Source organism: Collinsella aerofaciens (genome assembly GCF_040910325.1).
GTDB classification, from domain to species: domain Bacteria; phylum Actinomycetota; class Coriobacteriia; order Coriobacteriales; family Coriobacteriaceae; genus Collinsella; species Collinsella aerofaciens_BL.
Genome location: NZ_JBDGAV010000001.1, coordinates 245,248 through 261,929, shown reverse-complemented (window position 1 = coordinate 261,929; position 16,682 = coordinate 245,248). Strand labels below are relative to the sequence as shown.

The 16,682-nt window shown below is 60.1% G+C and carries 20 protein-coding genes and 4 tRNA genes; 1 reads left to right on the top strand and 23 read right to left on the bottom strand.

Features of this window, described 5'->3' with window-relative positions; genetic code table 11:
• The 4 genes from AB5Z25_RS01100 to serS all read right to left on the bottom strand — a co-directional run bounded on the left by AB5Z25_RS01100 (position 1) and on the right by serS (position 2,420).
• Positions 1-77, bottom strand: a tRNA-Arg gene (locus AB5Z25_RS01100).
• 354 nt (positions 78-431) lie between these two features.
• Positions 432-508, bottom strand: a tRNA-Arg gene (locus AB5Z25_RS01095).
• A gap of 77 nt (positions 509-585) precedes the next feature.
• A complete protein-coding gene (locus AB5Z25_RS01090; RefSeq protein WP_368134583.1) occupies positions 586-963 on the bottom strand; it encodes a hypothetical protein in 378 nt (125 codons plus the stop codon).
• A 173-nt stretch (positions 964-1,136) separates the two neighbouring features.
• Entirely contained in the window at positions 1,137-2,420 is a 1,284-nt protein-coding gene (gene serS, locus AB5Z25_RS01085; RefSeq protein WP_117797155.1) for a serine--tRNA ligase, read from the bottom strand.
• Between the two features lie 111 nt (positions 2,421-2,531).
• On the opposite strand from serS, the gene AB5Z25_RS01080 reads away from it, so the two are divergent.
• The gene (locus tag AB5Z25_RS01080; RefSeq protein ID WP_006235069.1) at positions 2,532-2,705 is read left to right on the top strand and encodes a DUF6724 family protein; all 174 of its coding nucleotides are present in this window, start codon (positions 2,532-2,534) and stop codon (positions 2,703-2,705) included.
• A 155-nt stretch (positions 2,706-2,860) separates the two neighbouring features.
• On the opposite strand, the gene proC is transcribed toward AB5Z25_RS01080, so the two are convergent.
• From proC to AB5Z25_RS00985, 19 genes are all read right to left on the bottom strand, one after another.
• Positions 2,861-3,631, bottom strand: coding sequence for a pyrroline-5-carboxylate reductase (gene proC / locus AB5Z25_RS01075; RefSeq protein ID WP_368134582.1), 771 nt, complete (start codon positions 3,629-3,631; stop codon positions 2,861-2,863).
• A gap of 73 nt (positions 3,632-3,704) precedes the next feature.
• Complete coding sequence (gene rlmH / locus AB5Z25_RS01070; protein ID WP_368134581.1) at positions 3,705-4,175, bottom strand: 23S rRNA (pseudouridine(1915)-N(3))-methyltransferase RlmH; 471 nt, start codon at positions 4,173-4,175, stop codon at positions 3,705-3,707.
• Between the two features lie 6 nt (positions 4,176-4,181).
• Positions 4,182-5,120: an SPFH domain-containing protein gene (locus AB5Z25_RS01065; protein ID WP_195364290.1), complete on the bottom strand. Its 939-nt coding sequence runs from the start codon at positions 5,118-5,120 to the stop codon at positions 4,182-4,184.
• A 306-nt stretch (positions 5,121-5,426) separates the two neighbouring features.
• A tRNA-Leu gene (locus AB5Z25_RS01060) sits at positions 5,427-5,513 on the bottom strand.
• 43 nt (positions 5,514-5,556) lie between these two features.
• Complete coding sequence (locus tag AB5Z25_RS01055) at positions 5,557-6,474, bottom strand: TatD family hydrolase (RefSeq protein ID WP_368134580.1); 918 nt, start codon at positions 6,472-6,474, stop codon at positions 5,557-5,559.
• Positions 6,464-7,324 (bottom strand): 16S rRNA (adenine(1518)-N(6)/adenine(1519)-N(6))-dimethyltransferase RsmA, encoded by an 861-nt coding sequence (gene rsmA / locus AB5Z25_RS01050; RefSeq protein WP_368134579.1) that lies wholly within the window; start codon positions 7,322-7,324, stop codon positions 6,464-6,466. The genes AB5Z25_RS01055 and rsmA overlap by 11 nt, the downstream gene beginning before the upstream one ends.
• A gap of 107 nt (positions 7,325-7,431) precedes the next feature.
• Positions 7,432-9,033, bottom strand: coding sequence for a methionine--tRNA ligase (gene metG / locus AB5Z25_RS01045; RefSeq protein WP_368134578.1), 1,602 nt, complete (start codon positions 9,031-9,033; stop codon positions 7,432-7,434).
• A 69-nt stretch (positions 9,034-9,102) separates the two neighbouring features.
• On the bottom strand, positions 9,103-9,981 hold the full coding sequence (gene rsmI / locus AB5Z25_RS01040; protein WP_347478070.1) for a 16S rRNA (cytidine(1402)-2'-O)-methyltransferase: 879 nt from the start codon (positions 9,979-9,981) through the stop codon (positions 9,103-9,105).
• A 6-nt stretch (positions 9,982-9,987) separates the two neighbouring features.
• Complete coding sequence (locus AB5Z25_RS01035; RefSeq protein WP_055309641.1) at positions 9,988-11,049, bottom strand: glycoside hydrolase family 5 protein; 1,062 nt, start codon at positions 11,047-11,049, stop codon at positions 9,988-9,990.
• A gap of 416 nt (positions 11,050-11,465) precedes the next feature.
• Positions 11,466-11,538 (bottom strand) — tRNA-Phe (locus AB5Z25_RS01030).
• 123 nt (positions 11,539-11,661) lie between these two features.
• On the bottom strand, positions 11,662-11,949 hold the full coding sequence (locus AB5Z25_RS01025) for an ATP-binding protein (RefSeq protein ID WP_199575474.1): 288 nt from the start codon (positions 11,947-11,949) through the stop codon (positions 11,662-11,664).
• Complete coding sequence (locus tag AB5Z25_RS01020; protein ID WP_195362141.1) at positions 11,946-12,212, bottom strand: hypothetical protein; 267 nt, start codon at positions 12,210-12,212, stop codon at positions 11,946-11,948. The genes AB5Z25_RS01025 and AB5Z25_RS01020 overlap by 4 nt, the downstream gene beginning before the upstream one ends.
• A 58-nt stretch (positions 12,213-12,270) precedes the next feature.
• On the bottom strand, positions 12,271-12,651 hold the full coding sequence (locus AB5Z25_RS01015; RefSeq protein WP_368134577.1) for a DUF192 domain-containing protein: 381 nt from the start codon (positions 12,649-12,651) through the stop codon (positions 12,271-12,273).
• Positions 12,627-13,103, bottom strand: a complete 477-nt coding sequence (locus AB5Z25_RS01010) for a TadE/TadG family type IV pilus assembly protein (RefSeq protein ID WP_138374418.1) — start codon at positions 13,101-13,103, stop codon at positions 12,627-12,629. Before AB5Z25_RS01010 ends, AB5Z25_RS01015 begins: the two co-directional genes overlap by 25 nt.
• Positions 13,103-15,256 carry a hypothetical protein gene (locus tag AB5Z25_RS01005; protein ID WP_368134576.1) on the bottom strand — a complete coding sequence of 718 codons (2,154 nt, stop codon included), beginning with the start codon at positions 15,254-15,256 and terminating at the stop codon, positions 13,103-13,105. Before AB5Z25_RS01005 ends, AB5Z25_RS01010 begins: the two co-directional genes overlap by 1 nt.
• A complete protein-coding gene (locus tag AB5Z25_RS01000; protein WP_195521636.1) occupies positions 15,228-15,764 on the bottom strand; it encodes a TadE/TadG family type IV pilus assembly protein in 537 nt (178 codons plus the stop codon). The genes AB5Z25_RS01005 and AB5Z25_RS01000 overlap by 29 nt, the downstream gene beginning before the upstream one ends.
• Positions 15,700-15,918, bottom strand: a complete 219-nt coding sequence (locus tag AB5Z25_RS00995; protein ID WP_316365221.1) for a hypothetical protein — start codon at positions 15,916-15,918, stop codon at positions 15,700-15,702. The genes AB5Z25_RS01000 and AB5Z25_RS00995 overlap by 65 nt, the downstream gene beginning before the upstream one ends.
• Position 15,919: 1 nt before the next feature.
• Entirely contained in the window at positions 15,920-16,483 is a 564-nt protein-coding gene (locus AB5Z25_RS00990; protein WP_368134575.1) for a hypothetical protein, read from the bottom strand.
• On the bottom strand, positions 16,447-16,680 hold the full coding sequence (locus tag AB5Z25_RS00985; RefSeq protein WP_006235091.1) for a hypothetical protein: 234 nt from the start codon (positions 16,678-16,680) through the stop codon (positions 16,447-16,449). Before AB5Z25_RS00985 ends, AB5Z25_RS00990 begins: the two co-directional genes overlap by 37 nt.
• Positions 16,681-16,682: the final 2 nt, after the last annotated feature.

Here is a 16,682-nt window from a genome sequence, read left to right as displayed (position 1 = left end):
TGGTGCGGCGTATAGGATTCGAACCTATGACGTTCTGATTCGTAGTCAGACCCTCTATCCAGCTGAGGTAACGCCGCAACGCACGGATTATTATGCACGTGACCCCTCGATGGGTCAAGCGACAATTTGGAAAAATTTTACGGAGTGCTGATTAAGACGCCCGCGCCTCGACTGAGGTTCGAATCCATGCAGCGGCGGCATAAAAGAAAAGCCCCCGTTGCCGGAGGCTTCAAGTTCAATTGGTGCGGCGTATAGGATTCCGCGCATCCGCTTCGCGGATCCGCACCGGCTTCGCCCGCCTGCCGGCGGACTCGCCCGCGGGCTAAAAACGCTCCGCGTTTTCTTGACGCCCGCGCCTCGACCGAGGTTCGAATCCATGCGGTGCCGCCGTAAAAGAAAAGCCCCCGTTGCCGGAGGCTTTCGATTTCGATTGGTGCGGCGTATAGGATTCGAACCTATGACGTTCTGATTCGTAGTCAGACCCTCTATCCAGCTGAGGTAACGCCGCAGCGCAAGACATATAAAACCACTTTAGCTTATTGGAGTCAAGCACAATCTCAAACTTTTTTGTGGAACGCGGTTTTGTCATGCTGCTCCGCATATACCGCCGTTCCCCGTACGATTGATTGGCTTTTCGATCACGTCAAACTTGGCATCAAGTTCTCTCAGGAGCGATCTCACCCGCTGGGCGCAATCATAATCGGCAAACGAGATGCTCAGCATGCGCGCGACCTGGTTGGAAGTCCCAACTCCATAGAAGTGCTCCAGCGCCACAAGCCCCTCGTGCGTCACAAAGGTCTCGACCACATGCGGCGACTCCTCATAGCACCATTGCGTCAACGGCCCCTCACTCGTCTGCCGAACCACCAGGCCGCCCATGCCAGACGGCTCACACGTTACAAGCAGGTACTCCCCGCCCTCGTCGCTCTCAAACAAAACCACCCGATCATCAAACAGCTCCATCGCGTCCCCTTTCTCTCGCTCTTATTTAGCAAAAGCATAGCAGGTAGATGGCTGTATACAGAACAGTTGTTCGTGTGTTTTCTATTGAGCTGTCCGCACGGCATGGTATGGACCTACGCACGAAATAGGGCGCCCCCGAAGGAGCGCCCTTGCATATCCCCTATGCAGGCAAGTTACGCGACCGGCTCGATCTTCTCGAGGCCGCCCATGTAAGGACGCAGAACCTCGGGAATCGTGATGGTGCCGTCGGCGTTCTGGTAGTTCTCCAGAATGGCGGCCATGGTGCGGCCGGCCGGCAGGCCGGAACCATTGAGGGTGTGCAGGTAGCGCGAACCCTTGAAGTTCTCGGGGTCGCGATACTTGATGTTGGCGCGGCGAGCCTGGAAGTCACCGCAGTTGGAGCAGGAGCTGATCTCCTTGTAGGCGTTGTAGCTCGGCAGCCAAACCTCGATGTCGTAGGTCTGACGGGCAGAGAAGCCCAGGTCGCCGGTGCACAGGCTAATCACGCGATACGGCAGGCCCAGCTGCTGCAGCAGGTACTCGGCCTCGGCGGTCATGCTCTCGAGCTCCTCGTCGGACTCCTCCGGCTTGGCAAACTTGACCATCTCAACTTTGTCGAACTCGTGCTGGCGAATGATGCCGCGGGTGTCGCGACCGGCGGAACCGGCCTCCTCGCGGAAGCAGGGGGTGAAGGCAGTGTAGCGGCGAGGCAGAGTGTCGGCGTCCAGAACCTCACCGGCATGCAGGTTAGTCAGTACGACCTCGGCAGTAGGGATCAGGAAGTTGTCGCCCGAGACGTGATAGGCGTCGTCCTCAAACTTGGGCAGCTGGCCCGTACCGAACATGGTCTGACGCTTGACGACGATGGGCGGCCACCACTCCTTGAAGCCACGGCTCGTGTGCGTGTCCAGGAAGAAGTTGATAAGGGCGCGCTCCAGGCGGGCGCCGGCGCCACCGAGAACAGTGAAGCGGCTGCCGGAGAGCTTGTTGCCGCGTTCGAAGTCGAGGATGTCCAGATCGGTGCCCAGATCCCAGTGCGGCTTAAAGTCGAAGTCGAACTCGCGCGGGGTGCCCCAGCGGCGACGCTCGATGTTCTCGTCCTCGTCCTTACCGTACGGGGTGGCCTCGCACGGAATGTTGGGCAGGTGAGACATGAAGTCGTACTGCTCCTGCTCAAGAGCGGTACGGCGCTCGGCCAGACCGTCGATCTTCTCGTTGACGGCGCGCACGGCCTCCTTGGCGGCCTCGGCCTCGTCCTTCTTGCCCTCCTTCATCAGGGCGCCAATCTTCTTGGACTCGGCGTTACGCGTGGCCTGGAGCTCCTCGACCTCGGTGATGACGGCACGGCGCTCGTCGTCGAGTTCAAAGAACTTCTCGCGATCCCAAGACGTCTGGCGATTTGCCATGGCGGTATCGATGGCATCGGGGTTCTCGCGAACAAACTTGATATCAAGCATTAGATCCTCCGGCGATATACATTCCATTTAGGTTGCAACCTTGTACATGTATGGGCAAGTATATACTTATGGGCGTTTACGACCCAACTCAACTACGCAAGAAGGCACCCAATGGACGCAGTTTTTTCCTTTTTGTTTGGCACCCGCACCGGTTTCGCCATCCTTTTCGCCGGCGGCATCCTGCTATTTGCGATTCTTGCCTTTGTGATGGAGAAGCGCACCCATAAAATGTATGTCGACCGCGGCCCCAAGTCCGAGGATGAGGAGGACAGCTTCTGGGACTAACCTGCCAAATAGAGACAGGCTTATTTTGGTCGGTTTTATCTGGGCAAACGCAAGCGCCCCGCAACTGGAATTGAGCCAGTTGCGGGGCGCTTTTTGCTCAAGGTACAAAACCGCAGGAAAACCCTGCAAAATGAATCTGTCCCTTATTGGTCAGTTTACTGGAGAGTAGCGTCGATGGCCTTGACTAGGGCGCTGCGCATGCCGGCGTCCTCGAGCGCGACGACGCCCTTGATGGTAGCACCGCCGGGCGAGCACACGGCATCCTTCATCGCTGCGGGATGCTGGCCGGTTGCAAGCTGCAGCTTTGCCGTACCCAGCACCATCTGGCTCACAATACGATAGGCATCGGCGCGCGGAATACCGTGTTTGACGGCCGCATCGCCCAGAGCCTCGATCGCCATGGCGACAAACGCCGGGGCGCAACCGCCCACGGTACCGCCCACAAACAGCAGGCTCGAATCGAGCTCGACCACTGTGCCAAGCTTTCCGAGCAGATCGAGCACCGTGGCACGCTGTTCGCCGCTAAGCGTGGAAGCCTTCTCGCAGGCGATAACGCCCTCGCCCACCGAAACCGGCGTGTTGGGCACCGTCGAGATATGAGCGACACCTGGCAGGACCTGTTCCCACTTGGCGCTATCCCAGGTCCAAGCGACCGAAAGGACGACCTTGTCGGCAAGCGCATCCTTGAGTGGAGCGAAGACCTTCTCGATCATGTACGGCTTGACCGCCGCAACCACGATATCGGACGCGGCAACAACCTCCGCCGCATCGTGGCAGGCAGCCATGCCCCGCGCCTCGCAACGCTCAACCAGAGCATCGTAGCGGCCTGCGCAGGCGCACATGTCGCCCGCGGCCACGCCGGCGGCAATCCAGCCATCGGCCATAGCGCTCGCCATATTGCCAAAACCGACAAATCCGATCTTCATATCACACAGTCCTCTCAGATGCGTTGCTCAAAACGAAAGTCATTGTCCCACGCCATTGTTTCGTGTTGCCGACCTACTTGTGATACGGCTCGCCACGGCTAATCTTGCAGGCGCGGTAGATCTGTTCCAGCAGCACCACGCGCGCCAGGTTGTGCGGCAAGGTAATACGTCCAAAGCTGAGCATCTCGTCGGCGCGGGCGCGCACGGCATCGCTCACGCCGTCCGATCCGCCGATTACAAAAGCGATGTCGCTGTTACCTCGCAGCATGAGCTCATCGAGACGGGCCGAGAGCTCCTCGCTCGAACGCTCCTTGCCCTCAATGGCCAGCAGAATCACATGTGCCCGCGGTGGCAGGGCAGCAAGAACCGCCGCGCCTTCTTTGTTGCGCGCGGCATCCACACCGCCCGCCTTGGCCGGATCGATATCGGCAACCTCGCGCATATCTACCTTGGCATAGGCGCCTAGGCGTTTGGTGTATTCGGCGCACGCGTCCTTCCAAAAGCGCTCTTTAAGCTTGCCAACGCAAACAACGGTATATTTCACGCGTGCCTACTCCTTCGACTCGCTTTGAACTTTGCCAGCGGTCAGCATCTGCTCGAACATCGAGGCCGACTGCGAGAAATCGCTCGGCAGCACGACCGTCGAGGTTTTGCCCGTGCGAGCGAACTCCGTCATCATCTCGGACCACTGCGTAAACATGAACAGCTGGTTGGCCTCATCGTTGCCGACGCCCGTCTCCTGGATGATCTCGAGCGAATCTTTGATGCCCAGCGCAATGGCCTTGCGCTGGTTGGCGATGCCCTCGCCCGCCTTTTCCATCGCCTCGGCCTCGGCGGTCGCCTCGGTGACGCGCTTGATGCGATCAGCCTCGGCGAGCTCCTGCGCAGCGGCGCGCTTGCGCTGGGCGGCGTTGATGTCGTTCATGGAGTTCTCGACCTCGGTCGGCAGCGCGATCTTGGTGATGAGCGTCGACACGAGGGTGAAGCCGTAGGCGGCCATCTGCTCGGAAACGGTAGCGTTGACATCCTTGGCGATGTCATCCTTCTTGGCAAAGACCTCATCGAGTGTGTAGACGGGAATCGAAGAGCGCAGGGCGTCGGTGATGAAGTCACGCATCTGGTCGACGGGCTCCTGCAGCATATAGTAGCTCTTGTAGATGCCCGAATCCGCCGGGCCAGCACCCATGTCATAGCTCACGTGGTACTGAGCAGAGACTTCAAGGCCGATGGTCACGTTGTCCTGGGTCTTAACGTCGATGCCAAAACCGTTTTTCATGGTGCGCAGACTCACCGTGGCGGCCTTGCGGTCGATCACGGGCACCTTCATGTGAAAACCCGCGTTGACGATGCGGTTGAACTTGCCCAAGCGCTCGATGATCACAGCATGCTGCTGCTCAACGACATAACAGGCGTTGGGGAGCAGCAACAACAAAATGATGATGGGAAGCAGAAGACTCGTAAGGGCGGCAATGATTCCGGACAACAGCATGGTCTCTCCTCTGATAGGCACACGTTGGCACTAGGATACCCGCACGAAGCAGCCACGTGACACCAACAGGAGGCCCATAACAAAAAAGCTCCCATTGCTGGGAGCTCTTTCAATCAATGGTGCGGGCGAAAGGACGTCCGCGTATCCGCTTCGCGGATCCGCACCGGCTTCGGCCGCCTGCTGGCGTCCTCGCCAGCTCGCTAAAAACACTCCGCGTTTTCTTGACGCTCGCTCCTTCGCAGGTTCAAGTCCCCGCGATGGGCCCATAACAAAAAAGCTCCCATTGCTGGGAGCTCTTTCATTCAATGGTGCGGGCGAAAGGACTTGAACCTTCATGGGGTTGCCCCCATACGGACCTGAACCGTACGCGTCTGCCAATTCCGCCACGCCCGCGTGCAGGAATTAGAATAACGGAGCGCCACCGCGAACGCAAGAACTATTTTTGAAAAAGTTTGCAGGCATTTTCCCAGGCGGCTCGGGCGATTGCCTCGGCGTCCTCGCCGGTACGATCGACGCGGTCGTTGACCAGCGCGTTTGCTGTGATGGAAATCATTGCAGGCTCGCACTCAAGACCGCGAATGGGCTCCGGCGCCATATAGGGACAATCCGTCTCGAACAAAATACGGTCGAGCGGTGTTGCCGCGAATGCCTCGCGCACCTCGTCGTTGCGCTTAAAGGTAGCCGCGCCGCCATAGGCGATGTAACAACCCAAATCCACAAAGCGCTCCATCGTGGCTCGGTCCTCGCCAAAGCAGTGCAGTACGCAACCGGCCTGGGGCACGCCGACCTCGCGCAACACGTTGTAGGCGTCCACATGCGAGGTGCGCTCCCCATCCGAGTCCTCATGCCGCAGGTGCAGCTCCACCGGCACATTGCGGCGCACGGCAACTTCGAGCTGACGTGCCATGCAATCAATCTGCATGCTATGGGGCGCCGGCGCGATGTCGTCATCGTAATCCATGTGGTAGTCCAGGCCGATCTCGCCGATACCGGCGCACAAAGGGTCATCGAGCGCGGCAACGACCTGCGCGTGAATGTCGTCGGTATAATCCGGCGCGCCATAGGGGTGAACGCCAGCGAGATACTTGATCTGCGGAATATCCCGCATCGGCAGAATTTCGCGCACGAGCCAGTCGCTATAGTCCGTCACGCTGCGCTTGTCGGCGATGGGGTCGAGCATCGTCACCAGCAGGTCGACGCCCGCAGCCTTGGCGCGCAGGAGCGTCTCGGGCACCTCCTTGCCCCAAAACGAAAGCAGATGCGCATGCGTGTCGGCAAGCGGTGCCAAGGGCACGGGGCAGGCGACCGTCTTCTTTTTCTTGGTAAACGTCACGCGTTCGGCATTAGGCGTCATGGATTAGCTCCTGGGCCAGGCGGACAAAGTCGGCAACATCGAGCGTCTCGGCGCGCGTGGTGGGTGCGATACCGCAAGTCTCAAAGGCGGCATCGAGCACGTCCTTGGCAAAGCCGTTGGCGCTCATGGAATTGCGGATGGTCTTGCGACGCTGAGCAAACGCAGCATCAATTACGCGAGCCACAAACTCGCGATCGAGCCCCTCGGGCACCACGCCGTCAACACGGTCGATACGCACGACGGCCGAGTCCACGTGCGGCGCCGGCATAAAGCAACGCGGCGGCACCTCAAAGCGACCCGTAACCTGCGCATACAGGCCCAGCTTTGCCGTATAGCCGCCATAGGTCTTGTTGCCCGGCGTTGCGGCAATGCGATCGGCAACCTCCTTTTGAACCATGACGACGGCGCGCTTGAGCGCGGGCATCGTCTGGAAGAACTGAAGGATGATCGTCGCCGCCACGTTATAGGGCAGATTCGCGACAAACACCGTGGGTTCACCACCAGCGGCCTGCTTAATCTGCTCCAGCGTCACCTTGAGCGCGTCGCCCATGATAAAGCGGAAGTTGGCATAGTCGGCGGCGTGGGCATCGAGCACCGGCTCGAGCTCGGGATCGGCCTCGATCGACGTGACGCACGCCGCCTCCTGCAGCAGCGCAAGCGTGAGTGTGCCAACGCCCGGGCCAACCTCGAGCACACGCTCATCGCCCGCAAGCTCGGAAAGCTCGCAGATGCGCTCAATTACATGATTGTCGATCAGGAAGTTCTGGCCCAGGCGATGCTTGGTCGCAAGGCCAAACTCCTCCAGCAGTTCCCTTGTTGCCGTGGAGTTTGCCACAGGCGAAGTTGTCATAGTTGCCTCCTTAGCATGGTGGCGGCGTCTTGAAGCAAAAGGGCATGGACCGTTGCGGCCATGCCCTTACATCTAAACAGCAAATTGCCGATATGGCGCGCGGCGTCTTAGCCCAGACGCGGGAACAGCGGCTCGCCCTTCTCGACGGGCTGACCACCGGCAAGCAGGCCCCAAGCGCAAATGCCCTTGAGGTCGTCACTCGTGGCCTCGTCCTCGCAGGACAGGCGGCGCAGGGCCTCGGCAGAGGTCTGGGGCATGAGCGGCATCAGCAGGTGAGCGGCAATGCGGATGGCCTCGAGCAGGTTGTAGATCACAAACGCCAGCTCGTCAGCCTTGGCCTCGTCCTTGGCAAGCGCCCAGGGCTCGGAGTCCTCGATGTAGTGGTTGGCGGCGTGGATGAGCTCCATGACCTCGTCCTTAGCTCCACCGTAATCGAGCACGTCCATCTTGGCCATGTAGCGCTCGACCAGACCATCGGCGATCTTTGCCAGCGGGTTGTCGAACGCATCGAACGATGTGGGCTTGGCGGGCGCGCAACCGTCAAAGTACTTGCCGCTCATGTTGAGCGAACGCGAGATCAGATTGCCCCAGCTGTTGGCCAGGTCGGCGTTGTAGACCTGCTCCATGCGATCGAAGCTGATGGCACCGTCGGTGCCGGGGACGACGTCGGTCATAAAGTAGTAGCGATAGCCCTCGACGCCCAGCATGTCGATAACATCCTGCGGAGCGATAGCATTGCCGCGGCTCTTGGACATCTTCTCGGCCTTGCCGGTCTCGGCATTGCGCACGGTCAGGAAGCCGTGGGCAAAGACGTGCTCGGGCAGGGCCTCGCCGATGGCCATGAGCATGGCCGGCCAAATAACGCAGTGGAAACGGATGATGTCCTTACCCACGATGTGGAACTGCGCGGGCCAGCGATAGGCCAGCTCGGCACGCGCCTCGTCGGTGTCGACACCGTAGCCGACGGCCGTCATATAGTTGAGCAGCGCATCGAACCACACGTAGGTCACGTGACCCTCGTCAAACGGGACCTGAATGCCCCAGTCAAAGCTCGTGCGGCTCACGGAAAGGTCGTTAAGGCCGCCCTCGACAAAGCTGCGCACCTCGTTCATGCGGAACGCAGGCTCGACAAAGTCGGGGTGCTCGTCATAGAGCTTGAGCAGCTTGTCCTGGAAGGCGGAAAGCTTAAAGAAGTAGGACTCCTCCTGCACGCGCTCGAGCGGACGGTGGCAGTCGGGGCACAGGTGCTGGCCGACGCTGCCGTACTCCTCGTCGCCCTTCTGGACCTGCGTATCGGTGAAGTAGGTCTCGTCAGGCACGCAATACCAGCCGTCGTAGCTGCCCTTATACAGGTAACCGGACTCCTTCATGCGCTCCCACAGGTACTGCACGGCATGATGCTGGCGCGGCTCGGTGGTGCGGATGAAGTCGTCGTTGGAAATCTCGAGCTTGCTCCAAAGCTCCTTGAAGTGCGGAGCCTGGCTGTCGGTCCACTCCTGCGGCGTCATGCCATGCTTGGCTGCGGCCTCGGCGACCTTCTCGCCGTGCTCGTCCATGCCGGTCAGGAACTTGACGTTATAGCCGGCGGAGCGACGATAACGGGCCTGAACGTCGGCGATGATGGTGGAATAAGCCGTGCCCAGGTGCGGATCGGCGTTGACGTAGTAGATGGGCGTCGTGATAAAGAACGAAGGCTTGCTTTGATCCATGGGGTTTGTCCTCCAGAAAAACGTTGCATACAGGGGATGATTCTAGCGCAAGGGCTGGATATCCTCCATCTATTGCATATCGAGCACCATGGCATAGACATCGCGCTTGCGGCGCGAATACTTCTGAGACAGGCGCTTGGCCACCGCAGAGGCGGGCTCCCCCTCCTCGAGCGCGGCGCGGATATCCTCGCGCAGGGCCTCATCGGAATCCGCTGCCGCGGCGCCAACCGGCACGATACCGGCCTCCTCGTCCTCGCTCGGCGGCGCGATGACCAGCGCAATCTCGCCCTTTACCTCGCCGCGAGCACGCAGCTCCTCGGCGAGCTGGGCAGCGGGCCCGCGCAAGACCTCCTCGTGCAGCTTGGTGAGTTCGCGGCAGACGGCAACCTCACGCTGGGGAAAGACCTCCGCCACGGCCTCGAGCGTCGCCACGATGCGATGTGGAGACTCGTAGAAGATGAGCGCGCCGGGCACTACGGCAAGGCGCTGCAAACGGCGCACGCGGTCGCCGTGCTTTCGGCCCAAAAAGCCCTCGAAGAAAAAATGCTCGCAGGGAATGCCGGACGAAACGAGCGCCGTGACGCAAGCGGAGGGCCCGGGAATAACTTCTACGGGCACATCGGCCTCACGCGCCGCCTCGACCAGCGCCTGGCCGGGATCGGACACACTCGGCATGCCGGCGTCCGAGGCAAAGGCGAGGGTCTCCCCCGCCAGCAGACGGTCGACCAGGCCGGCGGCGCGGCTGGCGATCACATTCTCGTCGCAACGGACAAGCGGCTTGGAAATGCCCAGGTGCATCAGCAGCTTCGACGTCACACGCGTGTCTTCGCAGCAAATGGCATCGGCGGCGGCAAAGGCCTCGCCAACGCGCGGGGACAGGTCGCCCAGGTTGCCGATGGGCGTGCCGACCACATAGAGTTTGCCCGTATGGGCGCTGTTTTGCGTCATATCAACCTATTCAATCATGCCGCGCTCGAGCGTGCCGAGCGCCGCGCGGGCGTCCCACGCTGCAATGCGCTTCTCGGTCTTCCACGTTTGGAAGAACCAACCGGCAGCCGGCGCAAACGAAGCCAGCTGGTTGGCGATAAACACGCGCTCGTAGGCATTGCGCCCCTCGGGCGTAACCGACGAGTTGGCAAAGATCGCCGCACCCGACCATTCGCCCACCAGCACGGGGAACCCAGTCGAGATCGCTTCTTTAAGCTCGCGCTTGTTACGCGAAATCGCCGTCGTCAGCCCGCGGGGACTCGTGATGTCGAGCGCATACTCGTCACGGTAATGGTACAGGTGAAGGTCCATGTAGACGTTCTTGTACTTGGCGCCGCGCATAAAATGCTTCCACTCGCTGGGATGCCCCGACGACGAGAAGACGACGATCTTATCCTCGGGCATATACGAACGGACGAGCTCGTAGGCATCGCGATAGAAATTGCGCAGGTAGTGGGCCGGAATGCCATCCGTCATGGTAAAGAGACTCTTGCGGACGCTCATCTGTGGCGTATCCAGCAGCTCAATGCCCAGCAGGCTCTCGGCCTCGCCGTAGCGATCGGCCAAGCGCTCGAGCACGTCGAGTGCGACATGACGGCCGTTGGTGGACGAATGCCACTCGGCAACAGCCTCCGGCGTGGTGGGCGAATCGTTGGAATCGCCCTGGCCACCGGGCACAGTTGCCAGATCGAGCAGCACGCGGATGTCGTACTTGGCAGCCCACTCAATTGCACGGTCGATGTAGTCGACAACCGAGATGTAGGACGCATCGGACTCCTGCGAGCCAAAGGCATACCAGGGCACCGGCAGACGCACGGCATTGAGACCGATCTGCGCCATACGGCGAAAATCGTCTTCACTCACAAACGTCTCGTAATGACGGCGCATGCGTTCGTTATAGGCGGCGGTGCCCATGGCCTCCTGCAGCTCGGCCGCATTGGATGCACCGGTCGCCGCGTATAGCGACGGGGTCACCCAAGGCTCGGGAATAAACCAGCCAGAGAGATTAACGCCGAGTATCCTCTCCATCACTGCCCCCTTCGGATCGTGCAGGCCGAGCCTGCATCGTATTGCACAGGAAAAGTATCGTTTTGAGTATACCCGCGCGTGCGGACAGACGACCGAACGGTCTGTAAAGTGGCGCAAAAGCGGGAGGAATATCTGGGCGGGCCCGAGATGGCGCGCCGAGATGTACATATGCGCCGGAAGTAGGCGGCCGAAAAGCGCATCCCGTTCTGAGCGCGGGATCTGGGACGCAGTTTCCGCCAAAGACCGCAAAAGGAAAGCACATCCCATTCTGACGCCGGATTCCGGGTCGCGCTTTCCCAAGCGGCCTCAAAGCGGAAAACGCATCCCACTCTGAAGCCAAATTCCGGGACGCAATTTCCGCAGAGCCCTCAATAAAAGAAAAGGACCCCTTTGCAGAGGTCCTAGTCAATTCAAGGTGGCGGGGAAGGGAATCGAACCCCTGACACGAGGATTTTCAGTCCTCTGCTCTACCAACTGAGCTACCCAGCCATTTGAGGTGTGCCTTGTTTCAAGGCTTGATTAGTATAACCAAGGACGCGTTCCGGTCAACCGAGAATTTTAAAAAAGTTTTTGAGCACAGCCTCGGTTCTATAAATCGGCACGTCAGAGGCATCAGCCGGCAGCAAGAAGTTTTTCACTCAGAGCCGCACGGGCAAACTCACTTGGCGTCATCCCCTCGGCAGCCGCCCGTCGACGAATGGCCTCCTTCATTCCCAGAGGAATCTTGACCGACAGCGTTGCCGTCCCCTCACCTGAGAGCGGGGGCCGTCCATGCACGATCCCACCAACGGTGTGTTCGCCATCCGGAAACTCTCCGCGCTCGTACGACTCGCACCACGCGTCAATCATTTCATCCGTTACAACCTGACCATTAGCGGCCGTATACGTCTTGCCCATCATCGACCCCTTTGCCGAGCCTGTTCAATCTCCTGCCAAAATTTCTTCTGGACTGGAGACAAGGCATGAATGATAAGCCACCCACGGACAAGCTCGACCGCGACAAGCTCCACGCTTCGTCCGTCTGAGAGCCATCCAATTGCAAGCCATCTCGGCGGCTCGTCCTTCGGCTCGCGACGAATGCACTCAGTAACCGCAAGCCAAGCGCTAAGCACCTGCTTTTCCGTCAGGTGCTTTTTAGCGTTGGGATGGATCTCAACATCCATGCATCTTCTCCTCCATCTTACCCAATTTCGTATGACGAAAGTCCACTGTCGCCAATTCTTAAGCCGGCACGCGTTGGAGAGCAGGAGTCGAAACAATGATTGAAGGACGCTCTAGTACGGTCCAGGCGCCGAGGCAGGAGCACATGTGCCAAGGACGAACGTTTTCGTAGCGCGCGAGGATATTGCCGTCGCGATCGATGAAGGCGATGTCGATGGGATAGGCCATAAAACACGTATGGACCGAAGAGCAGCGTGGAAACGCCATGACGAGCGACAGGCCGTTGGCGGCAACCGGACGCCGTCCCAGCATGCCGCGCAGGCGCACGACAAACGACTCCGCCACCACAAACTCGGCCGGCGTCCAACCCAGCCTATTGAGTGCCCGCGCGTAGGCGATGTAGGACGAGACCGCGGTCACATGACCACCCCCGGATGCCATGGATCGACCGTCACCGCGCGCTCGTGCGACAACGTTGTCGGCGCCCCCAGCGGAACGCCAGCGATGCTGAGAGAAGTCGGCCACGGCTCATAGTGCATGGTGCAGGTGTAGGTCCTAAACGTACCGGATAGGGAGAGCAGGCCACCATCTGATGCCTTCGCGCCTTGCTCGCTCGACACTTCGATCTGCAAGTCATAGCCTTCCATGGCATTCAGAATTTGAGTCTGGACCGTCGCCGAGGCATCGGCAGAGCTTTCGTCGCCCTCCCCCTCCGACGCCACGGCATGCGCTAGCACGATGTCGGGCACCACGCGGTCGAAGCGCGCGACAGCGCCGGCAAAGATCATGACGTTGTACACGATGAGTGCCAGCACCAGCAAAACGGGCGTAACCACTGCCATCTCCACCGTCGCTTGGGCGCGCTCCTCGCGCAGACGCATGCGGATACTCATTACGACCCACCGCCCAGAGCGCCAACCAGCGTGGCGACATCGACGGTGAGCGGGATGGAGCCGCCGCCGGGCAGAGGAATCTCCGCAAGTGTGAACACCGTACCGCTAATGGTGCGTTCGACTTGATATTCCAACGCCTCGCAAAGCGCCTTGGGATCGGTCACGCCCAACGGAATACTTCGCAGTTTGTCTTGCGCTTGAGAGAGACCCGCAATGTCAGACCCCGGACTCTTAATGACGTTGGCAGAATCGGTCAGCACCGGCTTTCGCAGGCGCAAGTCGCACGGTTCCAAACCCAGCGCCGCCACGGACGCCGAAACGGTATCGCCGAGCCACGATGCGATGGAGCCCAACGCGCCGCTGCCCCCTCCTAGGCCTTTAATCATCTCGTCCATAAGTTCGTCGGCCGAACCTTGAATATCACCGTATCCTACGAGCAGCCGTCCCCAAACATCCATGACGCCGTCGAGCACGCCGGCAACGCCGCCCGAGCGTTCCTTCAATGTCGAGAAAAATCGCGAAAGCACGTTGTTTTGCGCCGTCGCGTCATCGGGTGCCAGCACCGCGCCAGAGATAGCACCGCGATTGCCAAGCCTGACTGCCGTGTTAAACGAAGAGTTGAGCTCGTCGGGGCTCGAGATGGCACCCGTAACCGCAAAGGCGACCACGCCGTTGCGACCGGGCGGAGCGATACGCGGACGCTCGCCCGAAAGCTCCTTGATGGCCTGGTCAAACGTATTGCCCGCACGATCGGCCTCGTCTTCGGTCTGACGCTCGAGCTCGAGCTCTTTGTTGCGGCATTCGACGTAGTCTTCCAGAGCCTCTTTGAACTTGTCAAAGTGGTACTCGAAGCCGTTTTCGATGAACGATGGCGGCATGAGGGCGCTTCCAAGCGTAACCACGCCGAAGCCGCACGCTTCGCATGTATCACGACCATCATAATCAGCAACAGATGCCAGCCCACTCGGAGTCCCTTTCTGATAGACGGGGCATTCGACTCCATAATGCAGGTATGTTCTGCCGTCGTTGTTGCTTACAGGCCATGCGGCATCGGTGTAAAGTTCGGTCGGCCGCACCTCGTTTGGGACACGCGGCAATAGTGGGATATAGGCAGAAAACCGTTCGCCATCATCTTTTATGTATGCTCGATCGACCTCTTCAATCGCATAGGCATAGAACGCTTTTCGAGCGGCTGACTGCGCTTTCATCTCGACGCTCGATCCCTGAGGTTTTTCATTCGCCAAGCGCTGTCGGTAATAGGTTTTCGCGCGATCGAGCGCTATTTGCGGCTCCCATGTGATGCTCGACTTTTCATGACGGTTCTGGCTGTCAGATAGTTCTGCTAGTTTTTTCGCACGCTCCCACATACACGAGTACTTGCCAATCGAACTCTCGTCCGACCCGCCACAATCCGCCAGCCAAGCGCGCTCTTTAGCCTTCGCCGTGTCCTCAGAAGCCTTCCGCAGCTCCTCGGCCGCACGCTCTAAATCATCCGATGTGTCTTTAATGGCATCGGTCGAGATCTCGGACCCCTCGAGCGCAGCGAAGTCCGACTCGGATGTCCTGGGCACGGCAAGCGCCGTACCGGTATAGGTCACATTATCGGTATCCTGCGCCGAGACCGCCTGCGTGGCACGCGCGGCGATCAGATACGGCAGAGCCGTCTCGATTTTCTGTAAGCCTTCCGATGCGCTTTTGGCAAACTTGTTGCGCGTTTTAATAATCTCAATCCCGGTGTCGACCATATTGCCGGCAACTGGTTCGGCGCCCGGGATGAGGATGGCGACCAGGCCCGTCCCGATCGTGGCAAACCCCGCCAGGCCCAAACTCAAAATGCTCGCATCCACCACCGTGGCAGCCGTGTGATAGGACGACACCACATTGGCGCCTGCCAGCGCGCCGCTATCGGCAGCCACCTGGGTGTCCCCCGCGCGCGACATGCTCCATATCGCCGCCGTCGACGAAAACAGCAGCGTGAGCACCACCAAGATGACCACCGCAGAGGAAAGCGTGGTGTAGGCACCGTCTTCGATAAACAGGTCGATACCGGCTCGACCCATAAAGCCGCCTCGCTTGCGATGGCAGCTCGGACGGCGCGTCAAAACGCGTCTAGACCAGAAACGCTTAATCCCATGCAGCAATCCACGAATCATAATCTCCCTCCAGCCATTCGGGACGTGATTGATACGAGACATCGACCTTGAGCTCAACGTAGCCGCCCTCGGCGGTACCACCCATAACCTGCGCAAACGCACCGATCACAGGCAACGGCTTGACCTCGCCGGAAACGGACACGGACGAGACGCCGCCCGCATCGGCCCGGCTAAGCTCGACATCCCACGACAACGGCCCGCCGGCATGAAAGATCGAAACGTTGGGCACTGCGGCAAGCCGGCGGAGGGTGAACTCCTTAAGATCGTCGTCCTCCGCCGTCGTCGTGGTCATGAGCCGCGCGGTCTCGGCGGCGGCAGACTCCATGACCGCGCGCGTATAAAGCAGGCACACCGGTTGCAGTGCGAGAAGGATGAGCGTCAGAAACGTCGGCAGCAAAAAAGCGGCCTCGACCGTAGACTGCGCCCGGTCCTCGCGCGCGATATCAATACAACGCGATGTCCTTAGCGCCCGCAGCGGCGTCGATAACCGACGTCGAGGCAACGCCATGGGATGCCGCCCGCTCAACCAGCGCCGCCAAGCGTCCATCGGTGCCAGCACGCCAAAGTCCCACAATCGCCAGCACGATCGATAACAGCGCCACCGTGACGATGGCGTATTCGACCGTCGCCTGGGCAGATTCCTCACGCAGAATGCCATGCATTTCACGATCCCTCCTTTGAGCTTATTGTTTGCGGGACCAGACGCACGGCGCGCAGACGACACGAAGCATCGCCAGCATCCGCGGCAACCGTCACCATATCGACCCAGCCGCGCCCATCGCGCACGATGGCGCCCCATACGTTGCCCTTAATATCGAGATAGCCGCTCAGGGCGAGCTGGGCCGTTGGCACCTCGCGGTAGGCGCGTAACATATCCGCCGCTGCCTCGGTCATCGGTCGGTCCTCGGACCATGCAAGCCGGACCGCAATCGCGTTGTCCTCAGGCGAATCCGTCGCAGTGCCAGACCGCTTGTCGAGCATCCGCAGAAAGGTTTGCGCCGTGACAGCGACATCCGAATCGTCCGCATCTCGCATCTCATCTTTTTGAGACGCCACCGCCGAATCTGAGCCCGAATCGAAGACGGCCCCAGGACGCTGCTGCCGCGCGGCGTTTAGCCCCCAAACCGCCACTGCCACCGCCACAACCACACAGGCAAACACCAGCAGTGCGCCGGCAGGCCGCCTGCCCTCTACAGGCTGTTGATGCCCTCGCTGATAGCGTTCCATAGATCTTGGACCTTGCCCTTAAATGCGACAATGGCAATGATGGCGATCACCACGAGCACGCCGACCAAGATGGCGTATTCGGTGGTGCCCTGCGCACTCTCCTCCTGCAGTAGCTCCCCGGCATGCTGGCGAGCGCGAATTGACTGGCAAACAGCCCAGCTCCAGACCTTGCCAGCAACGTCAGTCATCGTGTTCATGT